The 21,210-nt window shown below is 68.4% G+C and carries 18 protein-coding genes and 1 tRNA gene; 5 read left to right on the top strand and 14 right to left on the bottom strand.

The window, feature by feature from the left end; all coding sequences use genetic code 11:
* Nucleotides 1–209 precede the first annotated feature (209 nt).
* A tRNA-Gly gene (locus V5F53_RS19940) sits at nt 210–284 on the bottom strand.
* Nucleotides 285–1,369: 1,085 nt separating this feature from the next.
* On the opposite strand from V5F53_RS19940, the gene V5F53_RS19935 reads away from it, so the two are divergent.
* Nucleotides 1,370–2,623, top strand: coding sequence for an SRPBCC family protein (locus V5F53_RS19935; RefSeq protein ID WP_393997397.1), 1,254 nt, complete (start codon nt 1,370–1,372; stop codon nt 2,621–2,623).
* 3 nt (nt 2,624–2,626) lie between these two features.
* Nucleotides 2,627–3,133: an aromatic-ring-hydroxylating dioxygenase subunit beta gene (locus V5F53_RS19930; RefSeq protein ID WP_393997398.1), complete on the top strand. Its 507-nt coding sequence runs from the start codon at nt 2,627–2,629 to the stop codon at nt 3,131–3,133.
* Nucleotides 3,134–3,154: 21 nt separating this feature from the next.
* Here the strand turns inward: V5F53_RS19930 and V5F53_RS19925 are convergent, their stop codons facing one another.
* Complete coding sequence (locus V5F53_RS19925) at nt 3,155–3,961, bottom strand: transglutaminase-like domain-containing protein (protein WP_393997399.1); 807 nt, start codon at nt 3,959–3,961, stop codon at nt 3,155–3,157.
* A 114-nt stretch (nt 3,962–4,075) separates the two neighbouring features.
* Between V5F53_RS19925 and V5F53_RS19920 the strand changes: the two genes are divergently transcribed.
* Entirely contained in the window at nt 4,076–4,888 is an 813-nt protein-coding gene (locus V5F53_RS19920) for an N-formylglutamate amidohydrolase (protein WP_509212660.1), read from the top strand.
* 342 nt (nt 4,889–5,230) lie between these two features.
* On the opposite strand, the gene V5F53_RS19915 is transcribed toward V5F53_RS19920, so the two are convergent.
* Entirely contained in the window at nt 5,231–6,340 is a 1,110-nt protein-coding gene (locus V5F53_RS19915) for a patatin-like phospholipase family protein (protein WP_393997401.1), read from the bottom strand.
* 203 nt (nt 6,341–6,543) lie between these two features.
* Here V5F53_RS19915 and apaG point away from each other — a divergent pair, with 203 nt between their 5' ends.
* Together apaG and V5F53_RS19905 are read left to right on the top strand one after the other, a co-directional pair.
* Nucleotides 6,544–6,936, top strand: coding sequence for a Co2+/Mg2+ efflux facilitator ApaG/CorD (gene apaG, locus V5F53_RS19910; RefSeq protein ID WP_393997402.1), 393 nt, complete (start codon nt 6,544–6,546; stop codon nt 6,934–6,936).
* A gap of 43 nt (nt 6,937–6,979) precedes the next feature.
* A complete protein-coding gene (locus tag V5F53_RS19905) occupies nt 6,980–8,476 on the top strand; it encodes a TrkH family potassium uptake protein (RefSeq protein ID WP_393997403.1) in 1,497 nt (498 codons plus the stop codon).
* 261 nt (nt 8,477–8,737) lie between these two features.
* On the opposite strand, the gene V5F53_RS19900 is transcribed toward V5F53_RS19905, so the two are convergent.
* The 11 genes from V5F53_RS19900 to trpS form a co-directional block, all read right to left on the bottom strand.
* Nucleotides 8,738–9,493 carry an SDR family oxidoreductase gene (locus V5F53_RS19900; RefSeq protein ID WP_393997404.1) on the bottom strand — a complete coding sequence of 252 codons (756 nt, stop codon included), beginning with the start codon at nt 9,491–9,493 and terminating at the stop codon, nt 8,738–8,740.
* Nucleotides 9,494–9,600: 107 nt separating this feature from the next.
* Nucleotides 9,601–10,740 carry a hypothetical protein gene (locus tag V5F53_RS19895; RefSeq protein WP_393997405.1) on the bottom strand — a complete coding sequence of 380 codons (1,140 nt, stop codon included), beginning with the start codon at nt 10,738–10,740 and terminating at the stop codon, nt 9,601–9,603.
* The gene (gene ccoS, locus V5F53_RS19890; protein WP_393997406.1) at nt 10,737–10,886 is read right to left on the bottom strand and encodes a cbb3-type cytochrome oxidase assembly protein CcoS; all 150 of its coding nucleotides are present in this window, start codon (nt 10,884–10,886) and stop codon (nt 10,737–10,739) included. The genes V5F53_RS19895 and ccoS overlap by 4 nt, the downstream gene beginning before the upstream one ends.
* A complete protein-coding gene (locus tag V5F53_RS19885; protein WP_393997407.1) occupies nt 10,883–13,090 on the bottom strand; it encodes a heavy metal translocating P-type ATPase in 2,208 nt (735 codons plus the stop codon). Before V5F53_RS19885 ends, ccoS begins: the two co-directional genes overlap by 4 nt.
* Nucleotides 13,091–13,410: 320 nt before the next feature.
* On the bottom strand, nt 13,411–13,917 hold the full coding sequence (locus V5F53_RS19880) for a FixH family protein (protein ID WP_393997408.1): 507 nt from the start codon (nt 13,915–13,917) through the stop codon (nt 13,411–13,413).
* 52 nt (nt 13,918–13,969) lie between these two features.
* Nucleotides 13,970–15,448, bottom strand: coding sequence for a cytochrome c oxidase accessory protein CcoG (gene ccoG / locus V5F53_RS19875; RefSeq protein WP_393997409.1), 1,479 nt, complete (start codon nt 15,446–15,448; stop codon nt 13,970–13,972).
* A 558-nt stretch (nt 15,449–16,006) separates the two neighbouring features.
* Nucleotides 16,007–16,891 (bottom strand): cytochrome-c oxidase, cbb3-type subunit III, encoded by an 885-nt coding sequence (ccoP, locus tag V5F53_RS19870; protein WP_393997410.1) that lies wholly within the window; start codon nt 16,889–16,891, stop codon nt 16,007–16,009.
* 4 nt (nt 16,892–16,895) lie between these two features.
* Complete coding sequence (locus tag V5F53_RS19865; RefSeq protein WP_393997411.1) at nt 16,896–17,057, bottom strand: cbb3-type cytochrome c oxidase subunit 3; 162 nt, start codon at nt 17,055–17,057, stop codon at nt 16,896–16,898.
* 3 nt (nt 17,058–17,060) lie between these two features.
* A complete protein-coding gene (gene ccoO / locus V5F53_RS19860; RefSeq protein WP_393997412.1) occupies nt 17,061–17,807 on the bottom strand; it encodes a cytochrome-c oxidase, cbb3-type subunit II in 747 nt (248 codons plus the stop codon).
* A gap of 13 nt (nt 17,808–17,820) precedes the next feature.
* Nucleotides 17,821–19,443: a cytochrome-c oxidase, cbb3-type subunit I gene (gene ccoN, locus V5F53_RS19855; RefSeq protein WP_393997413.1), complete on the bottom strand. Its 1,623-nt coding sequence runs from the start codon at nt 19,441–19,443 to the stop codon at nt 17,821–17,823.
* 473 nt (nt 19,444–19,916) lie between these two features.
* The gene (gene trpS, locus V5F53_RS19850) at nt 19,917–20,954 is read right to left on the bottom strand and encodes a tryptophan--tRNA ligase (protein ID WP_393997414.1); all 1,038 of its coding nucleotides are present in this window, start codon (nt 20,952–20,954) and stop codon (nt 19,917–19,919) included.
* Nucleotides 20,955–21,210 lie beyond the last annotated feature (256 nt).

Genomic DNA, 21,210 nt, shown 5'->3' with positions numbered 1-21,210 from the left:
TCTGTCTGGTGAGGGTCTCAACGGCGAAGGGGGCGGTCGTTTGCGAGGCGCGACTATGGAAGCAGGAACGGGGCATCCTACGCTCGGCTGCCCTGCGATTTCCCCCCCAAATGCTTCCATTGTGCTTCCAGCCTTCCGGCGCGAGGCGAATGGAAGCAGAAAACGCCCCAGGGGGCGTCTGCTAAGTGCCTGATTTTATTGAGCGAAACTGGAGCGGGCGAAGGGATTCGAACCCTCGACCCCAACCTTGGCAAGGTTGTGCTCTACCCCTGAGCTACACCCGCATCCATCTCGCCGCGAGGTCATTCCGTCGCCGGCGGTGCGTTCATATGCCAGCAGCCGCAGAAGAATGCAAGCGGCTCCAGGTCCACATTCATCCTGCCGGCCCGGCTTTGTCCACAGCTGAATGGAAACGAAGCCGCTGCCGGGGCCCCGTTCTTCCGGCTTCAGCGCCGGAGGCTGAAACGCCGGTGTTTCCCATCGCCTATGGAGAGGCGGATGTGGCGCGACCGGGCTTGCCCCAGGTCGATCATCACCCGACAGGCACCGGACGTCGACAGCGCGGTTGTCACGGCGAAGATCGCCCGCCCCCTTGCTCAGCACATCCGGCTGCGGCGCAGGCATGGCCAGAAGGCTCTTGCCCGATAGCATTTGGCCGAAATGGCCCCGTTGTTTGCTCCCGCCGTGGCACGCCTGAAGCGGGCTCCAACAGAAGAATCCGGAGGCGCGGATCGGCATCCCGTCCGCGCTGCGCACCGGCAAGCGCGCGGGAGCGGCCAGCGCTCGAAGACGGCCGGACGCATGGGCATAATCCGCTGACGTCGCCAGCGGGCGGGCAGGATATCAGCCGGCGCGGCCAACCCGCCTGGAAGCGACGACCGGCGAAGGGTGATCCCCGCGCGGGCGCTGGAGCGCGCGACACCGGGACCTGGAAACCAAGAGGCCCCGCCGACGGCCTGGCCGGTGGCGCGCCCGCGCGACACCGCCCGGCCCTCATCCGGGCCGGGCGCCAGCCCCAACATTCACCGTTGATTCTATAATTTATATAAAATATATAAAATCAGTTTCCCACAATGCATCCGCCTCCTCCATGATCGCCCGCCCCAAGCGCCCGCCCGACCCTCCGGCCCGCCCCTCCCGCCTCTTGCCTCCCGCTTCCTGCCTCTTGCCTCCCGCCTCTTGCCCCGCCGCGGACGGGTTCGCCTTTCCGTACGACGGCGCCCCGTTGAAGCCGGAACGCGGCGCCGCCTGAAGGCCCGGACGAGGCGGGCCCCGCGGGAGCCTGATCTCCCCCTCCGCAAGGGCGGCATCCGGAGGCCCGGCCCGTCGCCGCGCCCCCTCTGACCCAATTCGACACTGGAGAGCGCAGATGTCCGCCGTCAACGAGTTCGCGCCGCCGCCGTTCACCTGGCCCACCGACGGACCACGCCGCGCGCCGTACCGCGTGACCCATGACCCGGCGATCTACGAGCGCGAGCAGGAGCGCATCTTCCGTGGCCGGACCTGGAACTTCCTCTGCCTGGAGCTGGAGGTGGCCAAGCCTGGCGACATCCGCACCAGCTGGGTCGGCGAGACCCCGGTGATCGTCACCCGCGATGCCGCCGGAACGGTCCACGCCCTGGTCAACCGCTGCGCGCACAAGGGCGCCCTGGTCTGCCTGAAGGAGCGGGACAACCAGCCGAACCTCACCTGCGTCTACCACGCGTGGACCTTCGGCCTCGACGGCGCGCTGAAGGGGGTGGCCTTCCGCAACGGTCTGCGCGGGCAAGGCGGCATGCCGGCGGACTTCAGCCCGGAAGGCCACGGCCTTCGGAAGCTGCGGGTCGAGGTGTTCTGCGGGCTGGTGTTCGCCACCTTCTCACGGGAAATAGAACCGCTCGAAGACTATCTCGGCCCGACCATGGCCAACTTCCTGCGCCGCAACTTCGGCCGGGGCCTGCGCCTGCTCGGCACCCACAGCCAGATCATCCGCAACAACTGGAAGCAGTATGCGGAGAACGTGCGTGATTCCTATCATGCCACGCTGCTGCACACCTTCTACACGGCCATGAAGGTGAACCGGCTCGACATGGACGGCGGCATCCTGCTGTCCGACAGCGGCTGGCACGCCATTTCCTATTCCATGCGCGACCGGCTGCGCGAGGCGGCCGAATACCGGGCGGAGAACGTGCACGCGGCGCGCTACGATTCGGCGCTGGAAGCCCCCGACCTCACCCGCTTCTGGCACGAGTTCGACGACGGCATCACCCACTCCATCCAGACCGTGTTCCCCACCCTCGCCATCCAGTACACGCTGAACTCCCTGGCGGTGCGCTTCTTCGTGCCGCGCGGGGTCGATACCACGGAGCTGTTCTGGTTCTATCTCGGCGCCGACACCGACACCGAGGAACAGACCCGCATCCGCGTCACCCAGAGCAACCTGACCGGGGCCGCCGGGCTGGTGTCGCTGGAGGACGGCTGCATCAACGAATTCGTCCAGCGCGGCACCCGCGGCGCCGATGCCGACGCCGCCGCCTTCATCGAGATGGGCGGCACCGAGGTGGCGCCCTCCCCCAGCGGCCGCGCCACCGAAACCGCCGTGCGCGGCTTCTGGCAGGGCTATCGCGCCATCATGGAATTTTAGGTCATGACCCAGATTCACGGCACCGAGAGCGACGGCATCGGCATCGATGCCGCCACGCGCGCGCGCATCGGCGACTTCCTCGCCTCCTATGCCCATGCCATCGACGACGGCGAGGTGGAGCGCTGGCCCGACTTCTTCACCGAGGACGGGCGCTACCACCTGGCGACGCGCGAGAGCCACGCCGCCGGCCTGCCCATCGGCATCATCACCGACAACAGCCGTGCCATGCTGCGCGACCGCGTCGCCGCCCTGCGCGAGGCCAATATCTACGAGCCACACGTCTACAACCACCTGCTGGGACCGGCGGTGTTGCAGGCGACCGCCGAGGGCTGGCGGGCCCGCAGCAATTTCCAGGTGGTGCGCACCATGCAGGACGGCCGCGCCGACCTGTTCGCCACCGGCCGCTATTTCGACCGTGTCGTCGCCCGCGAGGGACGGCTCCTGTTCGCCGAGCGCCTGGTGCTGATCGATTCCCGGCGCATCGACATCCTGCTGGTGCTGCCGCTGTGAAAGCCGGTCCGCGCGGCGGACTCACGACACCTCGTCGGTGACCACCTTGAAGTGGGTGAGCGTCGACGGCCCGAACGAGGTGACGATGGCCACGTCGGTGGCATCGCGCCCCCGCGCCATCAGGATGCGGCCGATGCGCGGCGTGTTGTGCCGGGCATCGAAAGTGTACCAGCGCTGCCCCAGGAACACCTCGAACCAGGCGCTGAAATCCATCGGCGCGGGATCGGCCGGAACGCCGATGTCGCCGAGATAACCCGTGCAGTAGCGCGCCGGAATGTTCATGCAGCGGCACAGGGCGATGGCCAGATGGGCGTAATCCCGGCACACGCCGCGCTTCTGGGTGTAGGCGTCGAAAGCGGTCTTCAGCGGGCTCGCATGGGCATAGTTGAAGGCGATGTGGCCATGGACGAAATCGCAGATGGCCTGCACCAGCGGCCAGCCCTTGGGCACATGGCCGAACAGCGACCAGGCGATGGCGCTGAGGCGGTCGGTCTCGCAATAGCGGCTGCCCAGCAGGAACATGAGGGTCTCCACCGGCAGGTCCGCCAACGCGTGCTGGGCGGCCCCGGGGGCGATCTCGTCCGGCAGCCCGTTGTCCTGGATCACGAAATCGGCATGCAGCGTGAGCGGGCCGGCCGGGGCGGTGATGACGTGGCAAAAATTTCCAAAGCTGTCGTGATAGGTGTTCGCCGGAATCTCAGGGGTGAACAGCACCCGATCCACGCTCACCAGATCGGTTATGCGCGAGGGATGCACGCTAAGCGTGAGAATCATCGGTGTCGGCTGGGGACAGTGATGGGAAATCTCGTAGCCCGCGCGAATTTTCATGGAGAGCCTCTTGGGGGAGTGCGCGAGCAGAACGCGCGAATGTCTGCTATGTCTCACTGTAGTGCGAAATCGGCTCGCGTCACTGGCGGCGACCGCGTTTGGTGAGGACTTGATTTGGATCGACTCTTGAACCGGCAGTCGGAGCGGCTGGCTCTTCTGGCAGACGACGAAGCTCCGCCGGTGTCCGTGGTCAATCCGGACGGATGCTCTGCCTTTGTCCTCGTCGCGGATCACGCCGGCAACGCCTTTCCGCGCGCCCTGGGCCGCCTCGGCATCTCCGAGGCAGATCAAACCCGCCATATCGCCTGGGACATCGGCATCTCCGGCGTGTGCCGAAGCTTGGCGGAGCGACTCGACGCTGTATCAATACAGCAAAATTATTCACGCCTCATCATCGACTGCAATCGACCGACGCGAACCGCCGCCTCCATTCCCGAGGCCAGCGAGGCCACCCCCATCCCCGGCAACCGGGACCTGCCCGACACCGCCCGTGTCGCCCGCGAACGGGAGGTCTTCGAGCCCTATCACGCACGAATCGCAGCCGAGCTAGACCGGCGGGCGCAAGCGCGGCGGCCGGCGGTGCTGATCGCCATGCACAGCTTCACGCCCGTCTATCTCGGCCAGGCCCGGCCCTGGCAGGTGGGCATCCTGTCCCATCACGACACCCGCCTCGCCGGGGCGCTGCTGGCCGAGCTGCGGCGCGACCGCGGCCTGTGCGTCGGCGACAACGAGCCCTATGCCGTAAGCCTGGAAACCGACTACACCCTCCCCGTGCACGGGGAGCAGCGTGGCCTGCTTCACGTCGGCCTGGAGATCCGCCAGGACCTGATCGCCCGGCCGGAGGAGCAGGAAGCATGGGGCGCGCGGATCGCCGGCATGCTGCCCGCCGCCCTCGCCGCCTGCCTGGACCAGGCCACCTTCCGATAAGGCCACCGGTCCCCAGGGGCGAGCGGCATCATGTTCGAAGCGGCATCGGATGCTTCCGCTCAGGCGCCATGCGGGCCTCGATCCGCCCATGCTGAACCAAATCCGGAGGAACCAATCCCGGAGGAACCAATCCCGGAGGAACCAATCCCGGAGGAACCAAGTCCGCCGGCCGTTGCCGAAGTTCCCGCGTGGAAACGACACCCCCGGCCACTGATGCCGATCCGGACAGGCCAGCGCACCGGAACATCCCCCCGGCCCAGTCCCGACGCCGGCTCCTCGCCCGCGTCCATCCTTCGGTGGCCCCGCCCGCGCCGGGGCGGGGCTTGCCCTTCGCCTGCCCGATCACCCGCCCCAGAAGGCGCGCATCTGCGCGGCGTCGGCCTGCGCCCGCGCGTGGCCGTTCTTCAGGCAGGGCTCGATCCATTTGGGATCCATGATGCTGTCCACGACGCTGACCCCGGGCAGCAGGCCGACCACCTTCAGCATCGTCTTCGTGCCCTGGCGTTCGAGGCTCTTGATTTCATCCTGAAGCGTGTTCGGCATCCCGGAGGTGCGCAGCCCCACCTTCACGGCCTCGGGGCCGCCATCGGACAGCGAGATCACCAGCGCCCGGTCGACCCCCGCCACCACATCGGCGTGGGTGCTGGTCTGGCACATGCCGCCGTCCATGCACAGGCGGTCCTTCAACCATGTCGGTCCCATCGCGCCCGGCAATGACGAACTCGCGGCGCAGGCGGCGTTGATGGGGATGCCGGCGTCGCCGGAAACCACGAGCCGCTGCCCCGTATAGCAGTCCACCGCTGTCGTATGCAGCCTGGGCGAGGGCCACCTGTCCTCGCCGATCAGGCGCTCCACGGTGGTCCGGTACTGGTCGGACCCCGCCGGATTGCGCGCGGCCATCGCCGCCCGGCCGATCCGCTGGATGGTTGCCGGATCGGCATCGGCGGCCGTATTGGCCACGGACCGCGCGCGAAGCTGGCTGGCGTTCGGCGCCATGGTCGGGATGAGCGCCGAGAACAGCTTGGGAAAGCTGCCCAGGATGTCCAGCTCCGCCGACAGGCGCCACAGATGCCCGCCGAGCAGCGTGGCGCCCACCACCGAGCCGGCGGATGTGCCAACCGCGATGTCCGCGTCCGCCAGATCCACCCCATTCTGCTTCAGGCCGTGAAAATAGCCGACCATCCACGCGGCGAGGTAGGCGCCACCGCCGCCGACGACCAGCCCCCGCTGCTTTCCCACGCCCAGGCGCGGCTGATAGGGAATGGGGTGGGCGAGACCATCATCCCAGGACGGTCCGGCCTCGGCCGGCGTGCCCGGAGCATCCTGACCATTGGCGGACGTATTCGCCAGAAGCGTGTTCGCCAGAAGCAAGGCGGCACCGCCAGCAAGCAGATCACGGCGCCCCGGCATCATCCTTGCCCCTCGCTCGCCCGGTTCCGGGCCGCCGGCCAACGCACTGGCCGACTGGAGGTATAAGCCAACTCAAGATCGGGGACCAGAGCGGGCCGGCGCCGGTCGTCCGCCCGCAAAGAGAGGGGTGCACACGGCAACGGCGCGCGATATGCTGGACCGGTTCTTATGCTCGCGAGAATGATCGCGATTTCATTTTTGGCCGCGGGGGCCCGTCCCTCGCCTTGAGGGGAGCGAAGCGGGTCATGTACCGCGCCATTACACGGCAGATCCAGGTCACCGCGACACCGCGCTACGTGGCCGAGCGGTCCGAGCCGGAACACGGCCGTTATTTCTGGGCCTACACCATCGAGGTCGCCAATCTCGGTGCGCAGACCGTGCAGCTGAAGGGGCGCCACTGGATCATCACCGACGCCAACGGCCATGTGGAGGAAGTCCACGGCGCCGGCGTGGTGGGCGAGGAGCCGGTGCTGCCTCCGGGCGGACGCTTCGAATATACCAGCGGGGTTCCGCTCAATTCCGCCACCGGCATCATGCGCGGCAGCTACGACATGCAGACCGAGAGCGGCGAGAAGTTCACCATCGAGGTTCCGGCCTTCTCCCTCGACGTGCCCGACGCGCGGCGCGTCCTGAACTGAAGACCACGGGGCCGGACACCAGCACGGGCAGAGGCGGGGCCACATGCACGCGGCGCGTATTCCCACGGTGGAGGCCCAGGCCCTCTCCGTCCTCAACCTGCGCCCGGTGGCGGCGACCCTCGGCATCCTGCTCGCCATCCTGGGCGCCAGCATGCTGCTGCCGGCGGCGGTGGACTTCGCCGCCGGCGCCAAGGACCAGAGCGCCTTCGTCGGCGCCTCGGCCATCACCATCTTCGTCGGCGTGCTGCTGTGGACCTCCGGCCGCGCCGGCGGCGCGCAGAAGCTCGACCTGCGCCAGGCGTTCCTGCTCACCACCAGCGTCTGGGTGGTGCTCACGGTGTTCGCCGCCCTGCCCCTGATGTGGGGCGCCGCCCAGCTCTCCTTCACCAAGGCCATGTTCGAGGCCATGAGCGGGCTGACCACCACCGGTGCCAGCATCATGTCCGGGCTCGATTCGCAGCCGCCGGGCATCCTGCTGTGGCGGGCGCTGATGCACTGGTTCGGCGGCATCGGCATCATCGCCATCGCCATCGCCGTGCTGCCGGTGCTCTCCATCGGCGGCATGCAGTTGTTCCGCACCGAATCTTCGGACAAATCGGAAAAATTCCTGCCGCGGGCGGAGGCCATCGCCAAGGGCCTCATCGCCGCCTACGTGCTGCTGACCGCCATCTGCGCCGTATGCTACCGGGCCGCCGGCCTCTCCGTGTTCGATTCCATCACCCTGGCCATGTCCACCCTGTCGAGCGGGGGCTTCGCCAATTCCGACTACTCGATGATGGTGTTCAAGAATCCGGTGGTGGACTATGTCGCCATCGTGTTCATGCTGATGGCCTCGCTGCCCTTCCCGCTCTATGTGCGGGCACTCGGCGGCGACGTGCGGCGCCTGTTCACCAATTCCGAGGTGCGGGTGTTCTTCGTCATCGTGGCGCTGTTCACCGCCGCGTCGTTCCTGCAGCAGACCTTCCAGGGCATCGCCGCCGGCGAGACCGCCTTCCGCGGCGCCCTGTTCACGGTGGCCTCCCTCATTTCCTCCACCGGCTTCATGGCGGTGGACTATACCCACTGGGGGGCGCTCTCCAACGCCATCTTCTTCGTGCTGATGTTCCTCGGCGGCTGCACCGGCTCCACCGCGGGCGGCATCAAGGCCATGCGCATCGCCATCACCGCCAAGGCCATCCGCCAGCACTTCAAGCGCATCGCCTTTCGCCACGGCGTGTTTCCGCTGCGCTACGGCGGCGCGCCGGTGAGCGACGACGTCGTGGCCTCCGTGCTCAACTTCGTCTTCCTCTACCTGTTCACCTTCCTGGTGGTGGGGATCCTCCTGAACCTCATCGGGCTCGATCTCACCACCGCCTTCTCCGCCGCCATCGCCTGCCTCGCGAACGTCGGCCCGGGCCTGGGACCAGTGGTCGGCCCCTCCACCAATTATGCCAGCCTGCCGGACAGCGCGGTCTGGGTGCTCACCTTCACCATGATGCTGGGCCGGCTGGAGATCGTCACCGCTTTGGTGCTGTTCCTGCCGCGCTTCTGGGTGCGCTGAGCCGGTTCCGCCCGGGTCACGGCCCGCTTTCCGCCCGACACCGAACGCGCGCCCAGACGAGCGGACGTGGTCCTGCGCGGACGTGGTCGGGCGCAGGCCTGATCGGCACAGACTGACCTGACGAGGCTCAGGCTTCGGGCGTCTCCAAGGAAACGCCCCCCAAAAGCGCCCCCAAGGAAGCGCCTGTGAGGACCGGACGCAGGGAGCCGCGTCCGTCCGCCACCTCATCGCGGCATTGCGGTCCGGTCGCGCGCCTTGACCTCAGAAATGGGCGAGATAGCCCCCGTCCACCGCCAGCATGTGGCCGGTAACATAGGAGGCCGCCGGCGAGGCCAGGAACACCGCCGCCCCGGCCACCTCCTCCGGGCGGCCCCAGCGGCCGAGGGCGGTGCGCCGCGCCAGCCACTCGCCCACCGCCTGATCGCGGGCGAGATCGGCATTGGGGGCGGTGAGAAAATAACCCGGCGCGATGGCGTTCACGGTGATGCCGTGGCTCCCGAGATCGGCCGCCAGCGCCCGTGTCAGGGCCGCAAGGCCGCCCTTCGCCGTGGCATAGGCCGTATCCCCCGCCCGCGCCAGCGGCCCGGCGATGGAGGCGATGTTGATGATGCGCCCCCCGCCGCCGCGCGCCACCATGCCCTTCGCCACCTCCCGCGTGATGTGGGCGGGCGCCAGCAGATCGAGCTCCAGCAGGCTGCGGAACTCCGCCTGCGTCATCTCCAGGAAGCCGCGCCGGTCGCGGGCGCCGGCATTGTTGACCAGGATGTGCACCGGCCCCAGGCCGGCGATGGCGGTCGTCACCGCCGCCTCGTCGAACACGTCGAGCACCAGCGGTTCGGCGTGACCGCCCGCACGAATGATGGCGGTCACGGCGTGGGCCAGCCGCTCCGCATTCCGCCCGTTCACCAGCACATGGGCACCGGCCCGCGCCAGGGCGGCGGCGATCTCGAAGCCGAGCCCCGCCGCCGAGCCGGTGACAAGCGCGGTCGAGCCGGCCAGGGAAAAGGGATGGGTCACGGGAGCCTCCGCCGCATGTGGCCCGCCGTCGCGGGCAGCCCCCGTCCTACACGCGCGCCGGCCGGCCGTCATCCGGCACTGCCCCGACCCGGTCCAGGGTGGCGCGCTCAGAACACGAAGCCGCCCGCCACCGCGCCGAGAATGGCGCACGAGAACAGCGCGCCGTCATGCAGCGCCAGGGCAAGGCGGCTCGGCCGGCCACCGCGATAGAGCCAGCCGGTGCACCCCACCGTCGCCACCGCCCAGCCGGCGCCTACCGCCACCAGGGCCACGGTGATGGCCTGCGCCGAACCCATCAGTTGCAACGGCAGCGCCGCCGCCACCAGGGCGAGGCCAACCAGCGCCAGGACCAGCGGTGGAACCCGGTCGCCCAGCAGCGCCAGCGGCACAGCCGGCGCATACATGGCCGCCACATGCAGGGCGATGAAACCGAACACCGCCGCCTCGCCGATGCCGCAGCCCACCAGCGCCAGCGGCGCGCCCGACATGATGAGGCTCATGCCGAACCACGCGAGGCCGCCGAGCAGGGTCGGGCCGACGATAACCTGCAGCGGCGCCAGCGCCTTCGGCCGGAACACCGGCGGCGGATCAGGCGCCAGCGTCACCGCCACGCCGAGCGACAAGGCGTGGGCAAGCGCGGCAAGGCCGGCGGCGCCGACCAGGAAGAACGGCGCGGCGAGGCTCTCGGCGAAGCCGGCCAGGGTCGGCCCCGCCAGCGCCGCCAGCACGCCGCCCGCCAGCACGCCAGCGGTGGCCGCGGTGGGCCGGCCGCTGGCGGCGGCGGCCTCATGGCGATAGAAGAAGGAAAAGCCCTGCGCCATGCCGAGCCACAGCGCCCCCAGGCACGCCCAGGCGAACTGCTGCCGCAGCAGCGCCGCCGCCAGCAGCGCCCCGCCGGCGATGCCCAGCGAGGCGCCGAGCGCGAAGCCGGTGCGCCGGCCGAACGCATCCCGCAGGAACGAGGCGGGAAACGACGCCAGCGCCGCGCCCAGCAGCATGGCGGCGAACGGCCAGGTGGCGTGCGGCCAGTCGCCGCCCTGGCCCGCCGGCGCCAGCATGGCGCCGGCCAGCGGCAGGGCAGCGGAAGCCACCGTCTGCGCCAGCACCGCGAAGGCAAATCCCAGGGCGAGGCCAAGGGTCGGGATCGCCTTGGGCCCGTTGTCGTTGGCCGGCGGATCGAACTGCGGGTCGCACACGCAGACCAGCATGCCGGCCCGCGGCTCGGTGACTTGCGCTTGCGATCTCATCTCTTCACGTCGTCATCATTGAGAATGCGCACCGCCGCGCCGTCCAGATCCTCGTATTGGCCGCTCTTCAGGCTCCACAGGAAGGCGACGAGGCCGGTCAGTCCCAGCAGCAGGGCGATCGGGATCAGATAGATGAGGACGTTCATGCGACGGCCTCCTTGAGTTGCGTGGCGTCGGCGACCTCATCCTTGCGCCCCGGCCGGGCCGCGCGCAAGGCGTTGACGGTGACGATGATGGAGGACCCGGACATGGCCAAGGCCGCGATCAGCGGCGTCACGATGCCGGCGATGGCCAGCGGCACCGCGATGACATTGTAGAGCACGGCGATGCCGAGGTTCTGGCGCATCAGCCGGGCCGCCGTGCGGGCGCCCTCCACCGTTGCCAGCACCGGCGCCAGCCGGCGGCCAAGGAACACCGCGTCGGCGTTGGCCTGGGTCACCGCCGCGCCGGTGGCGGGGGAAAGCGAGACGGTGGCGGCAGCCAGCGCCGGAGCATCGTTCAGCCCGTCTCCCACCATCAGCACCCGATGGCCGGCCGCCTTGAGCGCATCCAGGGCGGCGATCTTGTCGGCTGGCTTCAGGGCGGCCGCCGCTTCGGTGATGCCGAGGGCGGCGGCCACAGGCGCCACCGCGTCGGCCCGGTCGCCCGAGAGGATGCGCACGTCGAGGCCCTTCGCCCGCAGCGCCGCCACCACCTCCACGGCGTCCGGCCGCAGCGCCTGCTGCACGCCGATCACCAGCACGCGCGGGCCATGGCGGAAGGCGATCAGCGAGACGTCCGGCGGCAGGCCCCCCGGCGCCGCCGCGGCGCAGAAGGCAAGGCTGCCCAGCCGCGCCTCCACCCCGTCCACCACGCCGCTGACCCCCTGCCCCGGCACCTCGGTGACGCCGGCGAGAGCCCCGCCATCGGCCCTGGCGGCCACCGCGCGCGCCAGCGGGTGGCGGCTCGACAAAGCGAGCCGGCCGGCGAGGCCGACCAAGGCCGGGTCGGCCCCCTCCGGCAACCGCAACTGCGGCTCCGGCAGGGTGAGGGTGCCGGTCTTGTCGAACACCACCGTGTCCACCGTGGCGAGACGCTCCAGCATGTCGCCGGCATTGATGAGCAGGCCGGCCCGGAACAGCCGGCCGGTGGCGGTCACCTGCACCGCCGGCACCGCCAGCGCCAAAGCGCACGGACAGGTGATGATGAGCACCGCCACGGCGATCATCACCGCGAAATGCAGGTCCGCGCCAGCCGCCAGCCAGCCCACCAGCGACGCCAGGGCGGTGAGATGCACCACCGGGGCGTAGAGCCGCGCCACCCGGTCGGCGAGCCGCACATAGGCCCCGCGCGCCGCCAGCGCGCCGTCCAGCAGGCGCTGCACGTCGTCCACCAGCGTGTTCTGGCCGCCGGCGGTCACCGTCACATGCAGCGCGCCATCGCCATTGAGGCTGCCGGCATAGACGAGCACGCCTTCGGAGAGGGATCGCGGCAGGGTTTCGCCGGTCACCAGGCTTTCGTCGACACTGGAGCGACCGGCGGCGACGATGCCGTCCGCGCCCACCCGCTCGCCCGGCGCCACCAGGATCACGTCGCCGGGCTTCAGCGCCTGCACCGGCACCAGCACCGGCGTGCCGGCGCCATCCAGCCGGTGCGCCATCTCCCCGCGCAGCGCCGCCACGTTGCCGGCGACGGCGCGGGTGCGGCGGCGCGCCTCATGGTCCAGGTAGCGGCCAGCCAGCAGGAAGAACAGCAGCATGATGGCGCTGTCGAAATAGGCGTGGGGCCGGCCCATGGCGGTCTCGAGCACGCTGACCCCGAGCGCCAGCGACACGCCGATGGTGATCGGCACATCCATGTTGAGCTTGCCGGAACGGATTGCCCGGAACGCGCTCTGAAAGAACGGCTGGCCGGCGTAGGCGGCGGCCGGCAGGGCGATGAGGGCCGAGATCCAGTGGAAGAAGTCACGGGTTTCCGGGGTGATGTCGCTGACGCTGCCCGACCACACCGAGATGGACAGCAGGATGATGTTCATCATCGCGAACCCGGCCACACCGAGACAGCGCAGCAGCCATTGCGCGCGGCGCGCTTCCTCCTCCTCCACCCGGCCGGCGAAGGGGTGGGCGCGGTAGCCGAGCTGTTCCAGCCTGCCCACCACGTCAGCCGCCGAGGCCTCCGCGCTCCAGGCGACGGTGAGCCGGTGGGTGGAATAATTGAGCCGGGCCCGCACCACGCCGGGCAGCGCCTTCACCCCGTTCTCGATGTCGGGAATGCAGGCGGCGCAATCGATGCCGTCGATGGCGAGGCTCATCTGCGAGACGCCGTCGTCACCCTTGGCCACGAAGATGGAATAGTCGGCTGCCTCAGTCATGACCTGTCCCGGCACCTGCTTGCGACCCGAAGCCCGCGGCCCGCCCGGTCGCCGCGGGCTGCGCCGGCGCAAACACACCCGCGATGAACCTGCGCGCCAGCGAACGGCATGGCATCTCGCCGGTGCCGCGGCAAGCCGACCGTGCGACGCACCGGACCGGCTTCAAACAGAAGTGAGTACGACGGACCGGCCGGCGCGACAAACCGGCTGGCGCCATCGTACTCCAGGGTGAGGCGCGGCGCCCGGAGGGCCCGCCGCCTCGCAGTCTCGTCGCCACACCCGTTTCCCCGCACACGGCAGGTTGCGCGCGAGGATGCGGCTTACGGAAGCTGCACCCGATTCTTGGACCGGAACAGGCGTTCACCGCCTTGCGTGAAATCAATCACCAGATCCCATTGGCCGGCACCGGCGTCCGCGGTGGCGCGATAGCGGCCCTCGCCAAGGGGTTCCAGATCCAGGACCACGTCGCGCCGGGCATCGGTGGGATGGGCGAAGCGCCCATCGGCCACCAGGCCCGACAAGGGCTTGCCGTCGGCATCCACCACCCGCAGCTGGATGCCGCGCGCGGTGCCGCCGAGCGGCTTGAGATCCACGTCCACCGACCACCGCCGCTCGTTCTGCGCCTCGGCGGCATTGGTTTCCTTGGTGAAGGCGAGGCCCGCCTTGTACGAACTCTCCGTCTCCAGCCCGGCGAAGGTGGAGACGGCGAAACGCGCCATGGTGACGTTCACCGCGACCACCAGGCCGAAGAAGGCGAGGATAACCATCAGCACCATGCCACCGGTCAACTCGCGCGGGCGGCCCTTGCCCCTGTCCACAGACGCCATGCGTCCCCTCCCCTGCGCCGGCGGCCGCCTGGGCGACCGCCGCGATCCTGACTCAGGGACCGATGAAGTGATCGGTGACCGAAGCCGACTGACCCGTCGCCACATCCCGAATCTGGAAAGTGAGCGGAAGTGAGGCGGAGGCGGGCAGCTTCTCGCGGGTGGTCACCAGCACGCGCAGCTCGCGGGTCTGGTCCGGGCCGATGGTGAGCTTGCCGGCGGCGTCGCCCACCACGTCCAGCCGCGCCCCGGGCACGCCGCTCATGGACAGGGCGAAGGTGCGCTCCTGCAAGCCCTTGTTGGTGAGCCGCAGGGTATAGGCATTGCGCACCGAGCCGTCCGAAAGCGTGACGAAGACCGGATTGCGGTCATGCAGCGCCGACAGCCCCTCCGTGGAGCGGTTGATAAGGGTTGTCAGCATGAGCCCGCAGGCCAGAGCGATCAGCCCCGCGTAGAGCACGGTCCGGGGACGGACGATGCGCTGCACGAACGGCTTGCCCGCCAGCCGGGCCGAAAGGTTGGCCTCGCTCTCATAGGTGATGAGCTCGCCGGGACGACCGACCTTCTTCATCACCGTGTTGCAGGCGTCGATGCACAGGCCGCACTGGATGCAGTCCAGCTGCGACCCCTTGCGGATGTCCACGCCGGTGGGACAGACCGCGACGCACTGGCCGCAATCGATGCAGTCACCCGCCGGCTGGCCCGACGCCCGCGCCGCCGCCGCCTTCTTCACCGAGGCGCGCGGCTCGCCGCGATCATAGCAATAGGTGACGTTGAGGGCATATTCGTCGGTCAGCGCCGCCTGGATGCGCGGCCAGGGACACATGTAGGTGCACACCTGCTCACGCATGTGCCCGGCCAGGGTGTAGGTGGTGAAGGTGAGCACGGCGATGGAGAAATAGGCCACCGCCGGCGCCTGGAAGGTCACCAGTTCCTTCACCAGCGTCGGCGCGTCGGCGAAGTAGAGAACCCAGGCGCCGCCGGTCCACCAGGCGATCAAGAGCCAGATCGAGTGCTTCAGCGTGCGACGCACCACCTTGTCCAGGGTCCACGGCGCGGCCTCCAGGCGGATGCGCTCGCGGCGATCGCCTTCCACCAGCCGCTCGACCGCCATGAACAGGTCGGTCCACACCGTCTGCGGGCACATGTAGCCGCACCACACGCGGCCGGCCACCGCGTTCATCAGGAACAGCACCAGTGCCGCGAGGATCAGAAGTCCCGCGACATAATAGAACTCCTGCGGCCAGATCTCGATGAAGAAGAAGTAGAAGCGCCGCGCCGGCAGGTCGAGCAGCACCGCCTGTCCCGGCGCATCGGGGCCACGGTCCCAGCGCAGGAACGGCAGGAAATAATAGATGCCCAGCGAGACGATGAGCACCGCCCACTTGATGGTCCGGTAGCGGCCATGCACCGATTGCGGAAAGATCTTGCGGCGGCTCTCATAGAGCGGAATATCGTCGTCGGGTCCGACCACGTTCGGCGTGGGCGCGGACGGTGGGGGGTTGGCTTCAGGCTTCGTCGATAGGGCAGTCATGAATGGATCGCCGAGAGTTGGCCCCCGGGGCGCGAGCGACCCGAGGCGAGGCGGATGGTGGCCCCCACCGGTAAGGCCCCCCGTTTTCCGCGCCGAGAGCGCCAGCCGGGGGTGTTGACCGCCCCCGCGGCGCGCTGCGTGCTTGGGGGCGTTCCAATATTCATGCTCTAGAATGTAGAATGATGTCAGGTGGTCGAAAGGCCACACCGGCATTTCGCCGCGCGGCGAAATGCCGGTGTGGCCGCCTTCAGTCCCCGTGGGAGGTCGCGCCCCGCCGGCATCTTCAACCCGCAAGGCGTTCCTCCACGGCCGCCGGAACCTCGCCCGACCGCGCCTTCGCCCATGCGAGGCCCGCCCTTCACCCCGTGCGCCCGCCGATCCGACGGCGCCTGTTCAGGCCCCGCGTGCGCGCATGAACGGGCGCGCCGAGGTGCTGGTGACGCAAGCGGCTACGGGCGGCCTGCGTCACCTCGGCCGGTACGCCGGGCACGGCCCGAACGGCGAAAAGCCCCGCCAGACGGCGGGGCTTCTCATTTCTCCACTCCAGTTCTCCGGCGCTCAGCGACCGCCGCCGAGGGAGTGCACGTACACCGTGAGCACCTTGATGGTGGTCGGGTCGAGGCGCGTATGCCAAGCCGGCATCACATTGCCGCGTCCGTTGGCCACAGCATACTCGATGGTGGCCTTGTCGGAGCCATAGAGCCAGATGTTGTCGGTCAGGTTGGGCGCGCCCAGTTCCTGATTGCCCTTGCCATCGTCGCCGTGGCAGGCGGCGCAATTGGCCAGGAAGACCTCCTTGCCCTTCTCGGTGGTCGCGCCAGGCTTCTCCAGGCCCGACAGCGTGCGGACATAGCCCGCCACCGCCGAAATCTCCGGCTTGGTCAGGATGCCGTCGCGGCCGAACGCCGGCATGCTGCCGGTGCGGGCCTGCTCGTCACCCGAGCGGATGCCGTAGCTGATGGTCTGGTAGATCTGGTCGAGGCTGCCGCCCCAAAGCCAGTCATCGTCGTTCAGGTTCGGGAAGCCGACGGCGCCACCGCCGCCCTGTCCATGGCAGGGCGCGCAATTGTCGGCGAAAGCGACGCGGCCCTGGGCGCGGGCGAGGGTAAGCAGCGCCGGGGTGTCCTCGATCTGCTGCAGCGAGGCATTGGCCAGCTTGGCGGTGCTCTCGGCGCGCAGCGCCCGCAGATCCTCAAGCTGAACGTTGATCGCCGTGCGCGAGTGCCAGCCGGACAGGCCGGGCGTAGCGCCGGAGATCAGCGGCCATGCCGGGAACATGATCCAGTAGCCGATCGCCCAGACAATGCAGGCGTACCACACCCACAGCCACCAGCGCGGCAGCGGGTTGTTCAGCTCCTCGATGCCGTCCCACTCGTGCCCGGTGGTGGTGACGCCGGTGACCGTGTCGAGCCGGCCATGATGTACATTCGGATTCGTGCTCACGGGATCAATCCTCTTTGAGCGGAATGTTGGCCGCGTCCTCGATTTCCTTCTTCCGCTTCTTGCCCGGCCAGAAGGCGTAGGCAACCACCAGAAGGAATGCGAAGACGAACAACACTAGGCCCCAGGTCTGGGCGATGCCCGCCAACCAATGGTAGGTCTCTGACATGGCTCACCTCACGTTCGCCTTATTGTCATAGAGCTTGAAGTCCACCAGCGTGCCGAGCATCTGCAGGTAGGCGATGAGCGCGTCCGCCTCGGTGAGCTCGCCGGGGTTGCCGTCGAAATCACGCACCTGCGCCTTGGGATAGCGCTTCTGCAGGCCATCGGCGTCGGCGTCGGTGGTGCCCTGGGTCGTCAGGTCCGCCTGGGCGTGGGCGATCATGTCGGCGCTGTAGGGCACGCCCTCGATGGCCAGCACCTTCATGTCGTCGGCGATGTACTTGGCGTCGAGCTTGGTCTTCGCCAGCCACGGATAGGACGGCATGATGGACGCGGGAACCACCGAGCGCGGGTTGTTCAGGTGGTCCTGGTGCCACACGTCCGAATACTTGCCGCCGACGCGCGCCAGGTCAGGCCCGGTGCGCTTGGAGCCCCACTGGAAGGGGTGGTCGTACATGCTCTCGGCCGCCAGCGAATAGTGGCCGTAGCGCTCCACCTCGTCGCGCAGGGGGCGGATCATCTGCGAGTGGCAGTTGTAGCAGCCCTCGCGGATGTAGATGTTGCGCCCGGCCAGCTCGAGGGGGGTGTAGGGCCGCATGCCCTGCACCGTCTCGATGGTGCTCTTCAGGTAGAAGAGCGGGGCGATCTCCACCAGACCGCCAAGGGAGATCACGATGAGGATCCCCAGCATCAGCCAGTAGGTGTGCTTCTCGAAGATCTGGTGCTTGGCCCAGATGGACGTGCCTTGCGACGCCATGGGTCGTTCTCCCTCATTCCGCGGGGGCGAGCGCGAGCTTCTGCTCGGCGGCCGCCTGCGGCATGGTGATGGTCTTCCACACGTTCCACGCCATGATGAGGCCGCCGATCACAAACAGCAGGCCGCCAAGGGCGCGGATCACGTAGAGCGGATGGATGGCCTCCACCGACTCGATGAAGGAGTACTCAAGGAAGCCGAGGCTGGTGTAGGCACGCCACATGAGGCCCTGCGTGATGCCCGCCACCCACATGGAGGAGATGTAGAGCACGATGCCGAGCGTGGAGATCCAGAAGTGCCAGTTGATGGCCTTCACGGAATACATCTCGCGCTTGTTCCACAGCCAGGGAACCAGGCAGTAGATGGCGCCGAAGGAAATGTAGGCCACCCAGCCCAGCGCGCCGGAGTGCACGTGGCCGACGGTCCATTCGGTATAGTGGCTGAGCGAGTTCACCGCCTTCACCGACATCATCGGGCCCTCGAAGGTCGACATGCCGTAGAAGGCCACCGACACCACCATCATGCGGATGACGGGGTCCGTGCGCAGCTTGTCCCAGGCGCCCGAGAGCGTCATGAGGCCGTTGATCATGCCACCCCAGGACGGCATCCACAGGATGATCGAGAAGGTCATGCCCAAGGTCTGCGCCCAGTCCGGCAGCGCGGTGTAGTGCAGATGGTGCGGGCCGGCCCAGATGTAGATGAAGATCAGCGCCCAGAAGTGGACGATGGACAGACGGTACGAATAGACCGGCCGCTCCGCCCGCTTGGGGATGAAATAATACATGATGGCCAAAAAGCCGGCGGTCAGGAAGAAGCCCACCGCATTGTGGCCATACCACCATTGGAACATGGCATCCTGGACGCCCGACCACACGATGTAGGACTTCGGCGAGAAGATCGACACCGGGATGGTGAGGTTGTTGCCCAGGTGCAGCACCGCGATGGTGATGATGAAGGCAAGGTAGAACCAGTTCGCCACATAGATGTGGGGCTCGCGGCGCTTCCAGATGGTGGCGACGAACACCAGCAGGTAGGTGACCCACACGATGGTCAGCCACAGGTCGGAATACCACTCGGGCTCGGCGTATTCCTTGCCCTGGGTGATGCCGAGCAGATAGCCCGTGCCGGCGATGACGATGAAGAAGTTATAGCCGAGCACCACGAACCAGGGCGCCAGATCACCCGCCAGGCGGGCGTGGGACGTGCGCTGCACCACGTAGAACGAGGTACCGATGAGCACGTTGCCGCCGAAGGCGAAGATCACCGCCGAGGTGTGCAGCGGCCGCAGCCGGCCGAACGACAGCCACGACAGGTCGAAATTCAGCGCCGGGAAGGCGAGCTGGAAAGCCGCCAGGTCACCGGCGAGGAAGCCGGCGATGCCCCACACCACAGCGGCGACGGTGGCGAACTTCACCACGCCGAAATTGTAGTTGGGCTTGCCGTCGATGAGCTGCGGCACCGCGCCGGCCGGGCGGTCCATGTAGCGGTTGCCGAGGGCGAACACCGCCGCGATCGAGCCCGCCGCGAACAGGTAGGCGTGGAACGCATAGGCCGCGGTATGCGCCTTCGCGGCCACGATGATGGAGAGGAAGGCCAGAGCAGCGAAGACCACCAGCAGCGCGGCCTCCCCAAACCGCATGGACTTCGCCGGGGCCGGGATTGGATCTTGAATTGTCGACATTGCAGAACCCCTTGCACCGAGGCGTGACACTGCACCCACGGAGCCTCGAGCGCACCATGCGCGGGAGGCCCATTTTCTCCTTGATACAGGTCAAAGGTGCGTGATGTCGCGTGACGCGTGCGCACTGCGGCGGCGGGTCGCGCCAGATTGGCCGGTTTCCCCCCACTTTTGCCGCACTTGACCCCGCGTTACCGCGCGGTTCCGTCATTTTGCCCCATCACGCGCGGCCTTTTCCCCGCCGTGCGACGCACCGGACGCCGCCGCCGCGCCACCCCCCGCGCACCGGGGTGCGCCGGGAAAACCATGTAAGGTCAAAGAGATGGCTGCGAACACCGAAACCCATGCAGGGCGGGGCGCCTCAGACCATCCGCCGCACCCCGAGGGGCGCGACAGGACCGCGCGGGCCGGCGCACAGCACCCGCCCGCGCCGGCTACGCACGAACCATGCCGACGATGTCCTTGACGTCGCGGATGGTCTGGTCGGCGATCACCCGCGCGCGCTCGGCGCCATCGGCCAGGATGGCGTCGATGGCCGTCACATCGCCCATCAGCCGCTGCATCTCGGCGCCGATGGGGCCGAGCTTGGCCACCGCCAGGTCCACCAGCGCCGCCTTGAAAGCGGAGAACTGACCGCCGCCGAAATCGGCCAGCACCTGCGCCTTGCCGGTGTCCGAGAGCGCGGCATAGATGCCCACCAGATTCTCCGCCTCGGGCCGGCCCTTCAGCCCCTCTTCCTCGGAGGGCAGCGGCTCGGGATCGGTCTTGGCCTTGCGCACCTTGCCGGCGATGGCGTCGGCATCGTCGGTAAGATTGATGCGGGAGAAGTCGGAGGGGTCCGACTTGGACATCTTCTTCGAGCCGTCGCGCAGGCTCATCACGCGCGTGGCCGGACCGGCGATGAGCGGCTCGGTCATCGGGAAATAACCCTCGCCATGGCCGTTGGCGGCGATGGAGGGGGCGAAATCGGTGTTGAACTTCTGGGCGATGTCGCGGGTCAGCTCCAGATGCTGCTTCTGGTCCTCGCCCACCGGCACGTGAGTGGCGCGGTAGAGCAGGATGTCGGCGGCCATCAGGGTGGGATAGGCGAACAGGCCCAGCGAGACGTTCTCGCGGTCCTTGCCCGCCTTCTCCTTGAACTGCGTCATGCGGTTCAGCCAGCCCATGCGGGCGACGCAATTGAAGATCCAGGCCAGTTCGGCATGGCCGGACACCTGGCTCTGGTTGAACACCACATGCGCCTTGGGGTCGATGCCACAGGCGATGAAGGCGGCCGTCACCTCGCGGATGTGCCGCCTCAGCTCGTCGGGCTCCTGCCACACGGTGATGGCGTGGAGGTCCACCACGCAATAGATGCACTCGTGGCTTTTCTGCAGCTCCACGAAGCGCTTGATGGCGCCGAGATAATTGCCGAGATGCAGATTGCCGGTGGGCTGCACTCCGGAAAACACGCGTTCCGCGACCGCCGCCATGGCGACCTCCTGAAGGGCGCCGCGCGCCCTGTAAATCCTTGCGATCAGAAGACGGAAAACCGCCCCGTTGCCGCATGAGGCCGCGCCGATGCCCGCCGATGCCACGGCCGGAAAGCCCAGCATCGACCCGATGGGCGCCGGCACGGCAGGCATGGCCGGCCGAACCGGACGCAAACCCAACCCGCCCGGCGTGGGAACTCCCACGACGGCCCTCATGCGGAACCTCGGGCGTCATGCCACCCCCGCCCCGCCGATG

Origin of the sequence: Xanthobacter cornucopiae, assembly GCF_043195065.2 — a bacterium.
GTDB lineage: Bacteria > Pseudomonadota > Alphaproteobacteria > Rhizobiales > Xanthobacteraceae > Xanthobacter.
This window is presented reverse-complemented; position numbering and strand designations above follow the sequence as displayed.